At 57.8% G+C, this 17,094-nt stretch carries 14 protein-coding genes and 3 pseudogenes; 13 read left to right on the plus strand and 4 right to left on the minus strand.

Translation table 11 applies throughout. The features are described from left to right. Nucleotides 1-265 precede the first annotated feature (265 nt). The 7 genes and pseudogenes from HT737_RS02455 to HT737_RS02485 all read left to right on the plus strand — a co-directional run bounded on the left by HT737_RS02455 (nucleotide 266) and on the right by HT737_RS02485 (nucleotide 7,156). Nucleotides 266-2,360: pseudogene (locus HT737_RS02455) on the plus strand (type VI secretion system tip protein VgrG). Then, a complete protein-coding gene (locus HT737_RS02460; RefSeq protein WP_182401303.1) occupies nucleotides 2,306-3,199 on the plus strand; it encodes a DUF4123 domain-containing protein in 894 nt (297 codons plus the stop codon). The pseudogene HT737_RS02455 and the gene HT737_RS02460 overlap by 55 nt, the downstream one beginning before the upstream one ends. 90 nt (nucleotides 3,200-3,289) lie before the next feature. After that, nucleotides 3,290-3,640: a DUF3304 domain-containing protein gene (locus HT737_RS02465; RefSeq protein ID WP_306287145.1), complete on the plus strand. Its 351-nt coding sequence runs from the start codon at nucleotides 3,290-3,292 to the stop codon at nucleotides 3,638-3,640. A gap of 138 nt (nucleotides 3,641-3,778) precedes the next feature. Then, nucleotides 3,779-5,602, plus strand: a complete 1,824-nt coding sequence (locus tag HT737_RS02470) for a phospholipase effector Tle1 domain-containing protein (protein ID WP_182401305.1) — start codon at nucleotides 3,779-3,781, stop codon at nucleotides 5,600-5,602. Between the two features lie 135 nt (nucleotides 5,603-5,737). After that, on the plus strand, nucleotides 5,738-6,142 hold the full coding sequence (locus HT737_RS02475) for a DUF3304 domain-containing protein (protein ID WP_239776666.1): 405 nt from the start codon (nucleotides 5,738-5,740) through the stop codon (nucleotides 6,140-6,142). Beyond that, the gene (locus tag HT737_RS02480; RefSeq protein WP_306287147.1) at nucleotides 6,126-6,710 is read left to right on the plus strand and encodes a DUF3304 domain-containing protein; all 585 of its coding nucleotides are present in this window, start codon (nucleotides 6,126-6,128) and stop codon (nucleotides 6,708-6,710) included. Before HT737_RS02475 ends, HT737_RS02480 begins: the two co-directional genes overlap by 17 nt. Nucleotides 6,711-6,772: 62 nt before the next feature. Next, nucleotides 6,773-7,156, plus strand: a complete 384-nt coding sequence (locus tag HT737_RS02485) for a DUF3304 domain-containing protein (protein WP_239779162.1) — start codon at nucleotides 6,773-6,775, stop codon at nucleotides 7,154-7,156. 46 nt (nucleotides 7,157-7,202) lie between these two features. Here the strand turns inward: HT737_RS02485 and HT737_RS02490 are convergent, their stop codons facing one another. Beyond that, the gene (locus HT737_RS02490; RefSeq protein ID WP_166495844.1) at nucleotides 7,203-7,499 is read right to left on the minus strand and encodes a hypothetical protein; all 297 of its coding nucleotides are present in this window, start codon (nucleotides 7,497-7,499) and stop codon (nucleotides 7,203-7,205) included. A 489-nt stretch (nucleotides 7,500-7,988) separates the two neighbouring features. On the opposite strand from HT737_RS02490, the gene HT737_RS02495 reads away from it, so the two are divergent. Together HT737_RS02495 and HT737_RS02500 are read left to right on the plus strand one after the other, a co-directional pair. Beyond that, nucleotides 7,989-8,258 carry a DUF2790 domain-containing protein gene (locus HT737_RS02495; RefSeq protein ID WP_182401309.1) on the plus strand — a complete coding sequence of 90 codons (270 nt, stop codon included), beginning with the start codon at nucleotides 7,989-7,991 and terminating at the stop codon, nucleotides 8,256-8,258. Nucleotides 8,259-8,348: 90 nt separating this feature from the next. Continuing rightward, nucleotides 8,349-8,747: a hypothetical protein gene (locus HT737_RS02500; protein ID WP_047294639.1), complete on the plus strand. Its 399-nt coding sequence runs from the start codon at nucleotides 8,349-8,351 to the stop codon at nucleotides 8,745-8,747. On the opposite strand, the gene HT737_RS02505 is transcribed toward HT737_RS02500, so the two are convergent. Beyond that, nucleotides 8,744-9,013 (minus strand): DUF1652 domain-containing protein, encoded by a 270-nt coding sequence (locus HT737_RS02505; RefSeq protein WP_047294641.1) that lies wholly within the window; start codon nucleotides 9,011-9,013, stop codon nucleotides 8,744-8,746. The genes HT737_RS02500 and HT737_RS02505 overlap by 4 nt on opposite strands. A 370-nt stretch (nucleotides 9,014-9,383) precedes the next feature. On the opposite strand from HT737_RS02505, the gene eco reads away from it, so the two are divergent. Beyond that, the gene (gene eco, locus HT737_RS02510) at nucleotides 9,384-9,869 is read left to right on the plus strand and encodes a serine protease inhibitor ecotin (protein ID WP_047294643.1); all 486 of its coding nucleotides are present in this window, start codon (nucleotides 9,384-9,386) and stop codon (nucleotides 9,867-9,869) included. 21 nt (nucleotides 9,870-9,890) lie between these two features. After that, a complete protein-coding gene (locus HT737_RS02515) occupies nucleotides 9,891-10,196 on the plus strand; it encodes an NIPSNAP family protein (protein WP_182401311.1) in 306 nt (101 codons plus the stop codon). A 24-nt stretch (nucleotides 10,197-10,220) separates the two neighbouring features. Here HT737_RS02515 and ilvA read toward each other — a convergent pair. Further along, nucleotides 10,221-11,222 (minus strand): annotated as a pseudogene (gene ilvA / locus HT737_RS02520) (threonine ammonia-lyase, biosynthetic); the annotation flags it as partial. Nucleotides 11,223-11,472: 250 nt separating this feature from the next. After that, nucleotides 11,473-11,688: a ribosome modulation factor gene (gene rmf / locus HT737_RS02525; RefSeq protein ID WP_003223300.1), complete on the minus strand. Its 216-nt coding sequence runs from the start codon at nucleotides 11,686-11,688 to the stop codon at nucleotides 11,473-11,475. Between the two features lie 531 nt (nucleotides 11,689-12,219). Here rmf and rlmKL point away from each other — a divergent pair. Then, nucleotides 12,220-14,494: pseudogene (gene rlmKL, locus HT737_RS02530) on the plus strand (bifunctional 23S rRNA (guanine(2069)-N(7))-methyltransferase RlmK/23S rRNA (guanine(2445)-N(2))-methyltransferase RlmL). 147 nt (nucleotides 14,495-14,641) lie between these two features. Further along, nucleotides 14,642-17,029, plus strand: a complete 2,388-nt coding sequence (locus HT737_RS02535) for a diguanylate cyclase (RefSeq protein ID WP_182401313.1) — start codon at nucleotides 14,642-14,644, stop codon at nucleotides 17,027-17,029. Nucleotides 17,030-17,094: the final 65 nt, after the last annotated feature.

Raw genomic sequence — 17,094 nt, forward strand, 5'->3', positions numbered from 1 at the left:
GACAATGATGGCAGATGGCTTTGACGGCCTGAAGGCGACTTTAGTCTGAAACTGACTGGCGATTCTTCGGCCTGCGATGGGCTCAAACCAGGTGCCGGCCAGTGGCTCACGACTGCTAAGCCCCCGTTTTCATTGGGTGAAAACGCCGTCATAGGGGTTTTCCCTATACCTGCGGGTCCCTTCCCTACGGCATTTGCGCCTTGAACGAGGCGGTCTAATCCTCCATCATCCGTCACCTGCTTATTCAATGGACGGAATTCAAGGCATGCTGGACGCCAACGCTACCCACATTACCCTTACCCTCGAAGGCGCCTCCGCCGACCTGCAAGTGCTGAGCTTCACCGGTCGCGAAGCCCTCAACGAGCCTTTCCGTTTCGACCTCGAACTGGTCAGCGCCCGCCCCGACCTGAAACTCGAAGAGCTGCTGCACAAGCCCGGCGTCCTGACCTTCGGCGCCACCGGCGAAGGCAAGATTCATGGTCTGGTGTATCGCATCGAACAAGGCGATTCCGGCAAGACCCTGACCCGTTACAGCATCAGCCTGGTGCCGCAACTGGCCTATCTGCGGCACAACCATGACCAGCAGATTTTCCAGAACCTCACCGTGCCGAAAATCATCGCCCAGGTCCTCGAAGATCGCGGCATCCTGGCCGACGCCTACAGCTTCCAGCTCAACGCCGAGTACCCGCCGCGCGATTACTGCGTGCAGTACGACGAGTCCGACCTGCATTTCATCCAGCGCCTGTGCGAAGAGGAAGGCATTCACTTCCACTTCCAGCACAGCAGCAGCGGGCACAAACTGGTGTTCGGCGACGATCAGACGGTGTTCCGCAAACTCAAGGCCGTGAGCTACCAGCAAGACTCCGGCATGAGCGCCGACAAACCGGTGATCAAACGCTTCAACCTGCGCCTGGAAACCCGCACCACCCGCGTCAGCCGCCGCGACTACGACTTCGAAAAACCGAAGATCCTGCCCGAAGGCGCGGTCAAATCCGAGTTCGCCCCGGACCTTGAGGACTACGATTACCCCGGCCGCTTCACCACCCGCGAGCGCGGCAAATTCCTCTCGACCCGCGCCCTCGAACGCCATCGCAGCGACTACAAACTCGCCGAAGGCAAAGGCGACGAACCAACCCTGACCAGCGGCCATTTCCTGACCCTGGCCGAACACCCGCGCGCCGAATGGAACGACTTGTGGCTGCTGCTGGAAGTCTTCCACGAAGGCAAACAACCGCAGGTGCTCGGTGAAAACGTCACCAGCGACGTCACCGACAACAAAAGCGATTTCCACCAGGGCTACCGCAACAGCTTCCTCGCCACCCCGTGGGACGCGCACTACCGCCCTGCCCTCGAACACCCGAAACCAAAAGTCCTCGGCAGCCAGACCGCGGTGGTCACCGGCCCGGCCGGCGAAGAGATCCACTGCGACCCGTACGGCCGCATCAAAGTCCAGTTCCACTGGGACCGCGACGGCCAGTCCGACGACAAAAACCACCTGCTGGCTACGCGTCGCCAGCGGCTGGGCCGGCGCGGCCTACGGTGGCATCGCCATCCCGCGCATCGGCATGGAAGTCCTCGTCACCTTCCTCGAAGGCGACCCCGACCAGCCACTCGTCACCGGCTGCCTGTACCACAAGGAAAACGTCGTCCCCTACGACCTGCCGGCGAACAAAACCCGCAGCACCTTCAAAACCCTCAGCTCCCCGGGCGGCAAGGGCTATAACGAGTTTCGGATTGAAGACAAAAAGGGTGTGGAGCAGATCTACATCCATGCCCAGCGCGATTGGGATGAGAACATCGAGCACGACCAGAAGATCCGCGTGGGGAATGAGCGGCATGACACGGTTGAAGCCAACACCCTGAGCGAATTCAAGGTTGAGGAACACCGGATTACCCATCTGGATCGCATCAGTGAAATGCGCGCGGACGATCACCTGACGGTGGGCGTGACGCAGCATGTGAAAGTCGGTACGGCGCAGTTTGTCGAGGCTGGGACCGAGATTCACTATCACGCGGGTGACAAGGTGGTGGTTGAGGGAGGTATGGAACTCACGGCCAAGGCGGGCGGGAGCTTTGTGAAGGTCGATGCCGGTGGAGTGACCATCAGCGGGGCTGAGGTGAAGGTGAATACCGGTGGTGCGCCTGGCACGGGGACCGGCATCCAGATCCTCGCACCGTTCATTCCTGGCCTCGCGGCCATCGATAACGCCGGACGTCTGATGCAAACCCGCATCAATCAAATGATGCAGGCTGAATCGTTGGCGACAACGCCTAAGCTCCAGGCACCTAAAGGCATCTGCATTGAATGCTTGAAGAAAGCCATGCGAGAAAAACTGGCGCTGCAGTCGGGGGCCAATTGATGACGAAGAGTGATGCCGCGAACGCTTGGAGCGAAGCGCAAAAGAACGCTCAGTCGCTATTCGCCATCGTTGAAATCGGTCTGCTGGCAGAACCCGCCCGGTTGCAGTTTCTCAATGCTGACCCGTCACGCCGACCCTTGATGGTGCAACCGGAGTTCGCCGAACTGCGCAACTACGGCCCGTGGCTGGTCGACGTCAGTCATATGGAATTCGAGGCTTTTCTCGCTCACGAATACTTTACTGGCTGTACCGCCATGGCCAGTTGGATTCGCACCGAGTGTTCCGCCGACAAGCTCGCCGCTCATCTGAGTGATGCGTTATTGGCAAAAAATGAGGCGGGCGAAGTGCTGATGATCCGCAGTTACGCACCGGAAGTGCTGCCGATGCTGTACGCCCGTGACGATCTTTCGTGGCATGCGTGGCTCTTTGGCCCACTTCAAGAATGGTGGGTGCCCGCAGAAGAGGATCAATGGGAGTGTCTGAAAGGACTCAACCTCGAACAACCCGGCAAATACGACCCGATCTTTCTGGATGGCAAGCTGTGGACGGACATGGAGATTGATCCCCTGCCCTACAGCCTCACCACCGAACTGGAAAAAGAAGCGCCGGAAGTATTCAGCAGCACCTGCCACGGTGCACGGCTGAAACAGGTCAAAGAAGCGTTGGACGCGGGCCGCGGAGAAGGTTTGACCGACCCCGAAGACGTCAGCCTGTTTGCCAGCCTGCAACTGATGGATCGCGAATTCCCAGGAAACTGGCCGATGTGGGAAAAGGCCAAAGCGCGAGCGGTTGGAGAGAAGCTGCCGCTTGGGGTGGTGTTGAGAGAGTTGTCGGAGTGAGTTGGGTGATGAACCTGCAAATCAGTCATTCTGTTTGTCCCACACTTTTTGAATATTCAAGATGCATTGCTGGATGAAGGATTTTCGTAAATGACCATGGCCATGAATACCAAGCGGCAAAAAATCTGGCGACGCCGCAATCTTGCCATCGGGATATTCGTATTACTGATGCCTTTTATAGGTTCGTATCTTTATAACCAGTTTCGTACACCGGGCGCGATGTTGACGTCTGAAAACTATATGGATCGCCCCATTCTCAGCTTTTGGATAAACGACTTCTGGGGAGGCAATTTATTTGCAATGGGTGGCGGCGGAGTAATGTGCTGTCAGAGGATCGAGGGTCCTACTGTTAAAGTCACCTGGATTCTCAGCCGTACCGGAGAGCAACTCCGTCAGGGAGTAAAAAAAGAAAGAGCATCAGCGAACATTACCTCTTCCTGAGCGCAAGCGAAATGACGTCTATCTTCATGTCCGCTTTCTTCCTGGCAACATCGTGGAACTAAAGTGGAGCCCCAACCTTATCAGTCCATTCGACGAAGTCCCTGATTTGGAAAGCAATACAGCGCAAGGAGGCAGAAAATGAGTGGCACCGATAACCTGGATCGCGCGCAGTCAATAAGTACAAAGGCAAGTGCCTGCGAAGCGGGTCAAAAAAAATCAGTTTTGCCTTGCGAAACAACATTACATTTAAGCTTTTTCTTTGATGGGTTCGGTCGAAATTTAATTAGTGACCTCAAGGAAAACTGCCTGAGCAACGTAGCCCGCTTATTCATCGCTCATCCCGATGACAAGAAGAAAAAAACCGAAACGGCTGAAGTAATTAGAAGGTTTTACATATCCGGCTTGGCCACGGAGTTTGACTCCACGCTTGGCGGTGGTGCCGAATTGAGCGGCGCAGGGCTGGATGGCGCTTTGAGCAAAGCTATGGATAGCGCAGTCAAATCGCCTGAAGACACAGCAAAGAACAGCCCATTAGATGCTGTCAAAGATGTTCTGACAGGTAAAAAATGGTGGGAAGCCTTACTTAACAACCTCAAGGTCGGCAACATCATTACAGGCGCGATCAAAGCTGCCGCACCAGCAGCGTTTGATATTTTCGCAATTACGCGCGATAACGAAATAACAGCGACTTACCTGAAAACAGGTGTTGACACACGGCTTGAAGCTGCATTTAAAGTTGTTGAAGATACCCTCGAGTCAACAAAAGCCAAGACGGGCGTCCCTGTTAAGCGTGTGGCAATTTCAGTTTTTGGGTTTGATTTCGGCGCAAGCTTGTCCCGTGCATTTATTCATAAGCTGTTTGAAGAGTGCGATCCTGGCACGACCACTCTTAAAGGTGTCAAACTTGAAGTTATTTTTGCCGGCTTGTTCGACTCTGTGGATCGAAGCGGCGAAAGCTCCATCGTCCTGGAATACTTGGTCCCATTCGTAAATACTGTCGATGATGGAGAATGTCTGGCAGGCCCAGTTAAGTCTGCCCTCCACCTCGTGGCTGCACACGAATGTCAAGACTCCCGACGCTCTAGACTGATCGGAACCGGCACTTCGACCCCGAAATGGGAAGAACGGTTGGTACCAGGCACAAGTTATGACGTTGGAGGCGGGTTAAAAAAACGAGAAGTCCCTCATAGCACCGAGCTTCAATTGGTGAGCCTACACGAGATGTACCAAGCTGCTTATCGCGCCGGAGTGCCATTTCTTTCTCTAAATGAACTGCATGAAGCTGATGCGGACGCGGCAGAATATTTTGTTCTCAATGATCATATCAATGGCACCAGCGCTATTGGTGCAAGCAAAAATTACATGAGCAATGCAGGTAACAAGAAAGTCTCCGCTGAAAGCTTTTTGGCTCACCGACGTTTATACATTCAAAGGTTGCGGGGCCTGTGGGAATTGTATCGGGGCCAGCACAAAGCTTACGACGACGAGGAAGAGCGCCTTCAACGCCCCATTCTGGGCAAGCAAGGATCAATCGCCCGTGCGTTCGGGATGAGCAGCGAAAGCGAGGCGCAAGCAGCAAAACGCGATCAAGCGCTCAAGCAAACGCAACAAGGTAAGGCCGCCCTTCGTGCCGAACTCAGCTGGCTTGAAGACGTAGATCGGGAAGCCTGGAGATTGAAAACCAGCTTCCCTTCCGCCCCAGTAAAAGCGCTGTTGGACGAGTGGTTCGCTCCCGTCCCAAAAGGTCTCAGCTTCGACGTGGAAGATCTGCTCGAATTTTACGTAAACGATCAATACATGATCCAACAGATACCTAAAGGCACGGGTGCTCCAATACCGAAGTATTTCCGCGTTCGGGAATTCGACATGCCGAGCCTGAATAAAACCAAGGGGATGGCCCCTGACTATCTGGAGCAGATGATGCGCAAACCTTCAGCGGAGTCTTCAGGTGCATCGACCTAAAGCAAGGCAAAACTCATCGCGGGCTCAAAGTCTGGGCATCGCTCTCTTGGTTGGGACTTCATTCGCTTGATAGATATTGCTGCGGACGCACGCCGGCGCAGAGCCTGGCGACGAAGACAGATAGTCCTGGCTTTGGTGGCTTTGATATTCATCTACGCCGCCCCGAAAATTCTGGGGTTACTTCGGACACCCGGCGCCATGCTGACATCGGAGAACTACACGGATCGACCGATTTTCAGTTTTTGGGTCAATGATTTTTGGGGTGGCAATTTGTCCGCAATGGGCGGCGGTGGAATTACGTGCTGCCAAAGAATTGAGGGAAAAACGGTTCGGGTCAAATGGATCCTTAGCATTACGGGCGAACAGTTCGAGCAGGGACTGAGGCAAGAAGAGCATGAGGCGATATTGCCTCTACCTCAACAAAAACGCACCGATCGGTATCTGCATGTGCGTTTTATACCCGGCAATGTTGTTGAGTTGAAATGGAGTCCAAATCTGGACAACCCATTTGATGCTGCTTTAGATGAAACGGGCCATTGATTCATTAGTGTTCATAATTGATGGAGAAATGCGTTACAGACGCAGGAATATAATTTTAGCCTTTGGATTTTTGCAATTGATTGATATTGCTACGGACGCACGCCGAAAACGAACATACCGACGGAGACGAATAGCTCTAGCTGTGTTGGCCTTACTGCTTTGCTACGCCGCCCCGAAAATACTCGGCCTGCTTCGAACTCCAGGTGCAATGATGACCTCGGAAAACTATATGGAGCGCCCGATATTTAGCTTCTGGGTCAACGATTTTTGGGGTGGGAATTTATACGCCATGAGTGGCGGAGGAATCATGTGCTGCACTCGCTTCGGAGGTGAGACAGCCAAAATCATCTGGATCTTGGACATGACTCGGCAACAGCAATTACAAGGTGCCATAGAAGAGCGTCATGAAATTGAGCTTCCGTTACCAAAACGTCAGTCAGAAGACCAGTATCTGCACGTTCGGTTCGATCCTGGCAATAAGGTACGTCTGGGCTGGAGTCCGGATCTTTTTAGCCCATTTGAAACGCGACCATCCAATAAAAATGCTGGAAGCATAGGGGCGCAATGAGAGTTCGTGACTTAGCGAGCCCCAGACAGTGGCGTCGTACAAAAATATTGGTCAGCGTGGGGATGCTGCTGGCGGCCTTTTCGATCCCCCTTATTCATGATCGAGTCCGTACGCCAGGTGCAGCCCTCACCTCTCACAACTACACGGAACGACCTATCGGGAGTTATTGGGTTAACGACCAATGGGGTGGTAACGGAGGTGTAACTTGCTGCTGGAGCATAAGCGGTGAATCTGCAAAAGTTGTCTGGATTCTGAGCATGTCTCAAGCTCAAGAAAATCAGGGAATGAAAATTGAAAGGCACGAAACTCAAGTGGCTTTGCCTGAACGAAGCCCGGGAGATGACACGTTGCATGTCTACTTCCTGCCGAACAATCGGATTGAGTTGGTGTGGGCAGCCAAAATGCTGGATACGCTACCTCTCCGAACGGAAGCTTTGATGCGTTAACACACGGGCCGAGTCTCACTCCCTACCCGTGTCTATATTTACCTCATCAAACCGGCGCCTTCCAATCCAGCATCTGCTGCTGCGCCACCTGCAGCAAATCATTGCCGTCCTGCGCCAGCAGGTACAGTGCATGGGTAATGTGTGGAATGTCCTGAACATCGCCATGCCGGAAGCACATGCAGTGCAGGGTTTCGAGCAGGTCGCTGCAGGCGCGGATGCGCTGGACGGCGGACTCGAGGATGTCTTGGGGGTTGGCTTGGGTGTCGATGACCATTGGCGCGCTGTCGGTGACGCCGCTGTTGAGCGGGTGATAACGGCTTGGGAGCGGATTTGGTGTAAGCATATTGATTACTCGATTGTTTCGAAAGTAACCCGCCAGCACCGTGACCAAACGATGGGAGGCGGACCGTGTACAGGCTTGGTCAACCGAGAACAATCAACTCAGCTCGCCCGAAGGCGTCCTGCACACGGCCACCACAGCAATGCACTACACGGTCAAAGAACTCCGCGGTGCAAATAATGGCACATATGCAATCGATTATTCTCAGGTGACCAAACCCGAATCGCTGATTTTGCAGCGACGCCAAACCATAACCGCCCCGCTCCCGCCGCCGAAAGCAGACAAGGCACCACCCCTTGTAGGAATCGGCACCGCATCCCCGAGAAATCATCCCTCTGCCAGACAGCCGGCGTTCAGCCCGGTTAACCATCGCTTAACGCCGCAGTCCAAGACTTTACTGAACCGCACACCTCAGCCCCTGGCTGGCGCCAAGTGCGGCAGGTTCGGCCGTATGGCGCCGAACGTTTATTCCGTCGCACGGGAGTCTGATTCATGAACATTCGCACGCTATTGCTCACCTCCGCCCTCGCCTGCAGCGCGTTCGCCGGGCTGGCTCAGGCCAATGACACCACCGCTACGACCAAGCCCGTTCCCTACCAGTACGGCATGCCGTTGCATGTGAACAAAGTGATCTCGCTGACCGAGCCACAGACTCAGCAGTGCAAGGTCATCACCGCTGACATGAAGTACATCGACAATGCCGGCAAGCCGGCGGAAATCACCTATCGGAAAATGTCTGACGCTTGCAACTTCCAGAACTGACAGAAGGCTCTGATTTGCGGCTTTGCGGTAGGCGATGAAGGCATCGCGGGTTATGCTCGGGATCCCTTCTTACTGCCGCAAGGACTCGCCATGCAGTTGTCGTTTCGCACATTGTCGATCATCACCGCTTCGTTGTGTTCTGTACTGGCGCTGGCCTGGGGCTTTTTCCCGGAGGTGTTGCTGGCGATCTGGAGCATTGAGTATTCGAGCTCGGTAGGTTTTGTCGCGCGGCGCAGTGCGGTGCTGTTTGCGGCGTTGGGGGTGATGTTTTATCTGGTGCGCAGCGCGCCGCCGTCGCTGGGTCGCAATGCCCTGAGCAACGGGTTTATCGTCGGTTGTTTTGGTCTGGCGGTGCTAGGGTTTGGCGAATGGCTGAACGGCCATGCCGGCCCCGGGATTTTGCTCGCGGTGCTGGTCGAGTTCGCGCTGGGCCTCGGCTTTGTGCAGGCCCGGCGCGTGACGGTCGAACTGGGTGAAACCGTGAGTTAAACGGCTCTGGATCGTGGGCTGTAATGCGACTGCGTGGTCTGTTGCGCCAGATCCGAACGCAGGCCGGCGATCAGGTCGTTGATCTCGCGGCAGCCATTCAGATGGCTGGCATCGATACCCGTGACGTGCAGATCAACCTGGTCAGTCTGGTGGTCGCCGAAGACCTTGACGGTCATCGACAGGTCGGGCGACAGCGTGCACTGGCAGCGTTTAGGCAGAAAACTGCTTTCAATGATATTGCGTAGTTCCAAGGCAGACAGAAACATGGTGTACCTCTCCTTATTGATGAAACTGCCAATCAACTCTTCACGTTGACCGCTTTTGCTGCCCCTGCACGGGTGTGTCCCCGCTGATTCCCTGGTGCGGCAAACGGTTGTACGGCGAAATGCCCATTGGAGTGTAGGCGCCCGAAGCCGGTGCGCTGCACCAAAGCGACGCATAAAACGTGCCTTTCATCGGGTCATTTCGACCCTCATGAAATCAAGCACTTGGCGCGGTGGCCAGCAGTTGGCCAGTTGCAAAATGCAAGATCGATCCTCCTGGGCACTGCAATTTGCAAGTCGCCGCCGGTTTGCATTCATCGCTGATGACAGTGAGAATGCCCGACATCCACCCTACACCCGCCAGGAGGCTTTCATGGGTTCTTTACGCGCTCGCGCGACAATCGGTCTGCTCGTTGCCGGCCTGTCCACCCTCGCCCACGCGGCCAAGCTCGAAGACGTTGCACCCTATCCCAAGGCGGAAAACGGCTTCACCCGCCAAGTCATCTACCTGCCCAAACAGGATCAGGAAGAGAATTTCCAGGTTGAAGTGCTCGCCGGCAAAACCCTGGAAGTCGACTGCAATCGTCAACGTCTGGGTGGTGTACTGGACGAGAAAAACCTCGAAGGTTGGGGCTACCCGTTCTACCGGCTGGAAAAAGTCATCGGCCCGATGAGTACCATGATGGCCTGCCCACCCGGCACCGCGAAGAAACGCGCGTTTGTCCCGGTTGTCGGTGACGGCTTCATGCTGCGCTACAACAGCAAGCTGCCACTGGTGATCTACGCCCCGAAAGATGTCGAGGTGCGCTATCGCATCTGGTCGGCTTCGGACAAGGTCGGCACCGCCATTGCGGAATGACCTGAACAGGGAGCACCAACCTTGATTACTTGCCATGTGCGATACGTGATCGATCCGTACCAACTGACCGAGTTCGAAGCCTATGCCAAGGCCTGGCTGGGCATCGTCGAGCGCTTGGGCGGCACTCATCACGGTTATTTCCTGCCCTCCGAGGGCGCGAGCAATATAGCTTATTGCCTGTTCAGCTTTCCTTCGCTGGCCGATTACGAAAGCTACCGGCGCATCGCGCTGACCGACCCGGAAAGCACGGCGCTGGTGGAATCGCTGGTGCAGAAGAAATTCATCGTCAGCTACGAGCGCAGTTTCCTGCGCCCGTTGCTGCCCTGAGTGTAATCACGCCGGGACGCCGCACATCGCGGCGCGCTCGGCGACGTGGCGCAGGCTGTCGAAGTTGATGTTGGCGCCGGAGTCGACCGCGACGAAGGTCTGCTCGCGAACACCGCTGCGCGCCACGTATTGCTTGATGCCGGCCACCGCCAATGCTCCGGAAGGCTCGGTGATCGAGCGGGTATCGTCGTAGATATTCTTGATCGCTGCGCACAGCTCGTCATTGCTGACGGTGACCACCTCGTCCACGCAAAACCGGCACACCTCAAAACCATAAGCGCCGATCTGCGCCACCGCCACGCCATCGGCGAACGTTCCGACACTGGGCAACACAACGCGCGCATCCGCTTGCAGCGCCGCCTTCAGGCAGGCCGAATGCTCCGATTCGACACCGATGATCCGTACCTCCGGCCGCAGGTATTTGACGTACGCCGCGATGCCGGCGATCAGGCCGCCACCGCCCACAGGGACGAAGATCGCATCCAGCGGCCCCTGATGCTGACGGAGGATTTCCATGGCCACCGTGCCCTGGCCGGCGATCACCTCCGGGTCGTCAAACGGCGAGACGAAGGTGCGCCCGGTCTGCTCGGCCAGTTGCAGCGCATGGGCCAGGGCAAACGGAAAACTCTCGCCATGCAGCAGCGCCTCGGCGCCACGACTTCGCACGCCGAGCACCTTGAGTTCAGGCGTGGTCGAGGGCATTACGATGGTCGCCGCGATTCCCAGTTCCCGCGCCGCCAGCGCTACGCCCTGCGCATGGTTGCCCGCCGAAGCGGTGATCACCCCGCGTGCTTTCTGCGCATCGCTCAAATGCACCAGCTTGTTGTAAGCGCCACGGATCTTGAAGGAGAACGTTGGTTGCAGGTCCTCGCGCTTGAGCAGGATCCGGTTGCCCAGCGCCTCGGACAGCGCCGGTGCCGCCTGCAATGGCGTACGCACGGCGATGTCGTAGACCGGCGCGGCGAGGATCTTTTTCACGTACTGCTCAAGCAGGGTTTGCTGGTCGGGGCTGTATTTCATCGTCATCTCCGGGCGCTGTGTGCAGGAGCTGCCGGAGGCTGCGATCTTTTTGACTTTTGTTTTTTCTCAAAATCAAAAAGCAAAGATCAAAAAGATCGCACCTTCGGCAGCTCCTACATGAGATGTGTGTCATTTCAGGCAAGCATAAAAAAGGGCTCCTCGAAGGAGCCCCTGGGCCGTAGCCCGCCGTCCGGGAAGGACGTGCATGGTAAGTCGCTAGAAATCCAGATTGTCGTGTTGCAATAAGTGCCCTGTGTCAGCCGACGGCGTGAAGTTCGTTGAGTCTGTGGATTCCCGCAGTGCCGGTCATACCGTCCCAGTTGTCGCCGCGTCCTTCTCGCCAGCCGTTGATCCAGGCTTGACGTACCGACGGTAGAGTAAATGGGCAAAGCTCGCGGGATTTGCCACCAACGCCATATTGATATCCGCGCAAAAATGCTCTTTCCAACGGATCACGCTTAAGTCTTCTCATAGGGTGTTTCCCTCACTTGTTGACTGTTTTCGTCGCGTTGACCTCAATCGAGGTCTGGCAGAAAAACTCTGCCGTTGGGCGGCTCGCTGCCGGCGTGGCGAGCCAAGGTGTTGACGCCGTTGCGACGTCAACCTGTGGTCAGTTCTAACCAATGAGTCACACCGAGGGAATGATCGTTTTGTCATAAGGACGTAACGAAAGTAGTGCTACAGCCATAAGTAACGACGGGTTTCATGAAGGTTTCTGCAGCAAACCCCGGTATGATCAGCCCCGCGCTGGATGATGGGGTTAATCCTTTAGTGAGAATGACCCACGTTTGCGCTTGGGTAATATGCGACGAAGGGTCGCTTTAAGACTTTTTGTTTCATCAACTTTTTTATCTGTCCCGGCATCTAAGCTCTTTTAACCCGAGCAGCGGGGATGGAACGGCACACCTTCGTGCCACGCGGGCGTTCTTTTGGAAAAGCGCCTGATTGAAAACCGGACCGGCAATGCGTTGCCGGTTCACTAGCCAAAGGCTCTGGAAATACCATGTCCGATCGTTTCGAACTCTTCCTCACTTGCCCCAAAGGCCTTGAAGGCCTGCTCATCGAGGAAGCCGTCGGGCTTGGCCTTGAAGAGGCCCGCGAGCACACCTCCGCCGTGCGTGGCATGGCGACCATGGAAACCGCTTATCGCCTGTGCCTGTGGTCGCGTCTGGCCAACCGGGTGCTGCTGGTGCTCAAGCGCTTTCCGATGAAAGACGCTGAAGACCTGTACCACGGCGTGCTTGACGTCGAGTGGCAGGATCACATGCTCGCCGACGGCACTCTGGCCGTCGAATTCAGCGGCCACGGCTCGGGCATCGACAACACCCACTTCGGCGCGCTGAAAGTCAAAGACGCCATCGTCGACAAACTGCGTACCCCGCAAGGCGACCGTCCGTCAATCGACAAGCTCAACCCGGACCTGCGCATTCACCTGCGCCTGGATCGCGGCGAAGCTATTTTGTCCCTCGACCTGTCCGGTCACAGCTTGCACCAGCGCGGTTACCGCCTGCAGCAGGGCGCGGCACCGCTGAAGGAAAACCTCGCCGCAGCAATCCTGATCCGTTCCGGCTGGCCGCGCATTGCGGCCGAAGGCGGCGCGCTGGCTGACCCGATGTGCGGTGTCGGTACGTTCCTCGTCGAAGCGGGGATGATCGCCGCCGACATGGCGCCGAACCTGCGCCGTGAGCAGTGGGGGCTTCACCGCCTGGCTGGGGGCACGTCCCCGGCGCTGTGGAAAAAAACTCCATGAAGAAGCCGTCGAGCGTGCCGCTGCCGGTCTGGCCAAGCCGCCGCTGTGGATTCGCGGTTACGAAGCCGACCCGCGTCTGATTCAACCGGGTCGCAACAACGTCGAGCGCGCCGGTCTGAGCGAGTGGATCAAGATCTATCAGGGCGAAGTCGCGACCTTCGAGCCGCGTCCGGACCAGAACCAGAAAGGTCTGGTGATCTGCAACCCGCCGTACGGCGAGCGTCTGGGCGACGAAGCCAGCCTGCTTTACCTCTATCAGAACCTTGGCGAGCGCCTGCGTCAGGCCTGCCTGAACTGGGAAGCGGCGGTGTTCACCGGCGCGCCGGATCTGGGCAAGCGCATGGGCATTCGCAGCCACAAACAGTATTCGTTCTGGAACGGCGCGTTGCCGTGCAAACTGCTGTTGATCAAAGTGCTGCCGGATCAGTTTGTCACCGGCGAGCGGCGGACCCCGGAACAGCGTCAGGCCGAGCGTGAGCAAGCCGCTTACGATCAAACCCCGAACGAGCCGCAAGAGCGCAAGTTCAACAAGAACGGCAACCCGATCAAACCGACGCCAGCCCCGGCCCCGGTGATCGAGCAGCCGCGCCTGAGCGAAGGCGGGCAGATGTTTGCCAACCGCCTGCAGAAAAACCTCAAGGCAATGAGCAAGTGGGTCAAGCGCGAAGGCATCGACTGCTACCGCGTCTACGATGCTGACATGCCGGAATACGCCATGGCCATCGACCTGTATCACGACTGGGTGCACGTGCAGGAATACGCCGCGCCGAAGTCGATCGATCCGGAAAAGGCCTCGGCACGCATGTTCGACGCCCTGGCCGCGATCCCGCAGGCGCTGAACGTCGACAAGAGCCGCGTGGTGGTCAAACGCCGCGAGCGCCAGAGCGGCACCAAGCAGTACGAGCGTCAGGCCGCGCAGGGCAAGTTCAATGAGGTCAGCGAAGGCGGCGTCAAGCTGCTGGTGAACCTCACCGACTACCTCGACACCGGGCTGTTCCTCGATCACCGGCCGATGCGCATGCGCATTCAGAAAGAGGCGGCCGGCAAGCGCTTCCTCAATCTGTTCTGCTACACCGCGACCGCCAGTGTGCACGCGGCCAAGGGCGGTGCGCGCAGCACCACCAGCGTCGACCTGTCGAAGACTTATCTGGACTGGGCGCGGCGCAACCTGTCGCTGAACGGCTTCTCCGACAAGAACCGTCTGGAGCAGGGCGACGTGATGGCATGGCTGGAAAGCAGCCGCGACGAGTACGACCTGATCTTCATCGACCCGCCGACCTTCTCCAACTCCAAGCGCATGGAAGGCATCTTTGACGTGCAGCGTGACCAGGTGCAGTTGATCGACCTGGCCATGGCGCGCCTGGCCCCGGGCGGCGTGCTGTACTTCTCCAACAACTTCCGCAAGTTCCAGCTGGAGGAGAACCTCGCCGAGCGTTACGCGGTCGAGGAAATCAGCGCGCAGACCATTGATCCGGATTTCGCCCGCAATACCAGGATTCACCGCGCCTGGAAAATCACGGCGCGTTGACACTTGCCGTGGTTGGATCCACAGAGCCTTGATTTTTAAAGGCTCTTGGATCCGATCAGTGCTAGCCAAATTAATGGCTAATAGCTATAACTCAACGCATGGCCAATGGGGTTTTCCCCCGAAACAATGGCGTCGTGAGTTGCCCCTATGTCGTTGCACCCCGTGCGCCCAAAGATTCTGGGTTTTATCAGTGAAGACGTCTCGGCCTGGCTGGTCGCGATACTGGTATTGCTCGCCGGCGGGATTCTCACGGGGCTGCTCGCCTGGGCCACCCTCAATCAGTTTCACCATCAACTGCGCCAACGCTTTCAGCTGCTGGCCAATGAGCGTTACAGCCGCATCGAAGAACGTTTCCAGGATCAGGAACAGCGTCTCGATGGTCTGCGCCGTTTTTTCGCCAATTCCGATTCGGTTTCGCGCAGCGAATTCGACGGCTATGCCAAACCGCTTCTGTTACGCACCCAGGCCTATTCTTATGCGCCGCGGGTCAGCCGTGCCGAGCGTCCGGCGATCGAACAAGCGGTGCGTAGCGAAGGGTTCAGCACCTTCACCTTTCGCGAGCTGAATGCTGACGGCCAGTTGCAGACCGCCGGTGATCGTCCCGAATACGTTCCGGTGATCTACACCCAGAGCCTGAGCCGCTTGCCCACCCCGCTGGGCTATGACCTGCTGGCACAACCGTTGCGCCGGGCGACGCTGGAACGCGCCGATCGCAGCGGGCACATGGCGGTGTCGCAGCCGTTGCATCTGGTGGGGATTGATCCGGCCTATGCCCGGGGCGTCTTGCTGCTGGCGCCGGTCACCGACGAGGGCGCGGCGAAAGGTTCTGCGCAAGGGTACGTGATGGCGGTGATCAGCATGCAGCAGTTGCTGGCCGACGGACTGCCGGAGGAAACCCAGGATTTCCTCACGGTGCGTATTCTCGACCTGTCCACCGACGATCAGCATGAAGTGCTCTACGAGTCCGCCAACAAGGCCGGGGCCAGCGACCTGTCCGCCACACGTTTGGTTCGCATGGCCGACCATGATTATCAAGTGGACATTCAGCCCAGCGAGGCATTTTTACAGGCCAACCATTCTTCCATCAGCAGCCTGGTGGTGCTGGGCGCGCTGCTGAGCCTGTTGCTCAGCGCGTTGCTGTATGTGCTGGTCAGTCAACGCCAGCGCGCCCTGCGCATGGTCGAACTGCGCACGCAGGAGCTGCACGCCCGCGAACAGGAGTTGCGCGGCACCCACGGTCAGTTGCGCGGCGTGCTGAATGCCGCGACCCAGGTGGCGATCATCGCCACCGACCTGCGCGGGGTGATCAACACCTTCAACCCCGGCGCGGAACAGATGCTCGGCTACAGCAGCGCTGATGTGGTCGGCCACATGACCCTGGAAAACCTGCATCTGCCGCGAGAACTGGCCGCGCGTTCCGCGGAGTTGAGTGCGCGTTACGGCAAGAGCATTCCGACCTGCCACGCGATGCTGGTCGAGGGCGGTGAAGTGGGCGGTCACGAGGCGCGCGAATGGACGCTGGTGCGCAGCGACGGCAGTTATCTGCCGGTGAACATGCTAGCCACCCCGGTACTGGATGAGCAGGGATTGTGGGTCGGGCATCTGGCGATCTGCATCGACATCACCGAACGCAAGCGCGTGCACGAAGCACTGGCGGCGCGCGATGTATTGCTGAAAAAACTCAGTGCTCATGTGCCCGGCGGCATCTACCAGTTCAAGATGGAGTTCGACGGGCGTTTCAGCGTGATTTATGCCAGCGACGGCATCCGCGAGATCTACGAGCTGGAGCCCGACGTGCTGCTGCTCAATGCCGAGGCGATTTTCACCCGCATCCATCCACAAGACGTCTCGCGAGTGCGCAGCTCGATCCGTGCTTCGGCGGACAGCCTCAGCCCATGGCGCGAGGAATACCGCGTGCAGTTGCCCGAGCGCGGCCTGCGCTGGGTGCGCGGCGAGGCGACGCCGGAGGAGCTGCCGGGCGGCGGCGTGCTGTGGCACGGCTACATCTCGGACATTTCTGACCTGAAACGAGTGGAAGAGGAACTTCGGGCGCTGTCGGTCACCGACTCGCTGACCGGCATCCACAACCGTCGCTACTTCCAGGAACGCTTGACCACCGAAATGGCCCGGGTCGAGCGCGGCGGCGGTGAGCTGTCGGTGATCATGCTCGACATCGACCACTTCAAACGCATCAATGACCAGTACGGCCATGCCGTCGGCGATCGGGTGCTGCAGGCGGTGTGCGAGCGCATCGGCCATCGCTTGCGGCGGACCGACGTGTTCTGTCGTCTCGGTGGCGAGGAATTCATGGTGCTGTGCCCGGACATCGACGGCGAACATGCGTACATGCTGGCGGTGGAGTTGTGGCAAGGCCTGCGCAGCGCGCCGGTGGACGTGGTCGGGGTGGTGACGGCCAGTTTCGGCATCGCCAGCTGGCGTCCGGGGGAAGGCGCGGATGCGCTGCTGCTGCGGGCGGATTCGGGGGTGTATGCGGCGAAGCAGGGCGGTAGGGATCGGGTGGAGCAGATGAGCTGAGATTCAATACACCACAATCCTGTGGGAGCTGGCTTGCCAGCGATAGGGGCGTTTCAGTCAGCATC

The organism is Pseudomonas sp. MD195_PC81_125 (genome assembly GCF_014060985.1).
Taxonomy (GTDB): domain Bacteria; phylum Pseudomonadota; class Gammaproteobacteria; order Pseudomonadales; family Pseudomonadaceae; genus Aquipseudomonas; species Aquipseudomonas parakoreensis.

What these genes read in the sequence shown, in the direction of transcription:
- HT737_RS02505 (WP_047294641.1), bottom strand. Translation starts at nt 9,013, where the DNA reads ATGTTTCTGTCTGCCTTGGAACTACGCAATATCATTGAAAGCAGTTTT.
- HT737_RS02480 (WP_306287147.1), top strand. Translation starts at nt 6,126, where the DNA reads ATGAAACGGGCCATTGATTCATTAGTGTTCATAATTGATGGAGAAATG.
- HT737_RS02495 (WP_182401309.1), top strand. Translation starts at nt 7,989, where the DNA reads ATGAACATTCGCACGCTATTGCTCACCTCCGCCCTCGCCTGCAGCGCG.
- HT737_RS02465 (WP_306287145.1), top strand. Translation starts at nt 3,290, where the DNA reads ATGACCATGGCCATGAATACCAAGCGGCAAAAAATCTGGCGACGCCGC.
- HT737_RS02535 (WP_182401313.1), top strand. Translation starts at nt 14,642, where the DNA reads ATGTCGTTGCACCCCGTGCGCCCAAAGATTCTGGGTTTTATCAGTGAA.
- eco (WP_047294643.1), top strand. Translation starts at nt 9,384, where the DNA reads ATGGGTTCTTTACGCGCTCGCGCGACAATCGGTCTGCTCGTTGCCGGC.
- HT737_RS02470 (WP_182401305.1), top strand. Translation starts at nt 3,779, where the DNA reads ATGAGTGGCACCGATAACCTGGATCGCGCGCAGTCAATAAGTACAAAG.
- HT737_RS02500 (WP_047294639.1), top strand. Translation starts at nt 8,349, where the DNA reads ATGCAGTTGTCGTTTCGCACATTGTCGATCATCACCGCTTCGTTGTGT.
- HT737_RS02485 (WP_239779162.1), top strand. Translation starts at nt 6,773, where the DNA reads ATGCTGCTGGCGGCCTTTTCGATCCCCCTTATTCATGATCGAGTCCGT.
- HT737_RS02460 (WP_182401303.1), top strand. Translation starts at nt 2,306, where the DNA reads ATGCTTGAAGAAAGCCATGCGAGAAAAACTGGCGCTGCAGTCGGGGGC.
- rmf (WP_003223300.1), bottom strand. Translation starts at nt 11,688, where the DNA reads ATGAGAAGACTTAAGCGTGATCCGTTGGAAAGAGCATTTTTGCGCGGA.
- HT737_RS02490 (WP_166495844.1), bottom strand. Translation starts at nt 7,499, where the DNA reads ATGCTTACACCAAATCCGCTCCCAAGCCGTTATCACCCGCTCAACAGC.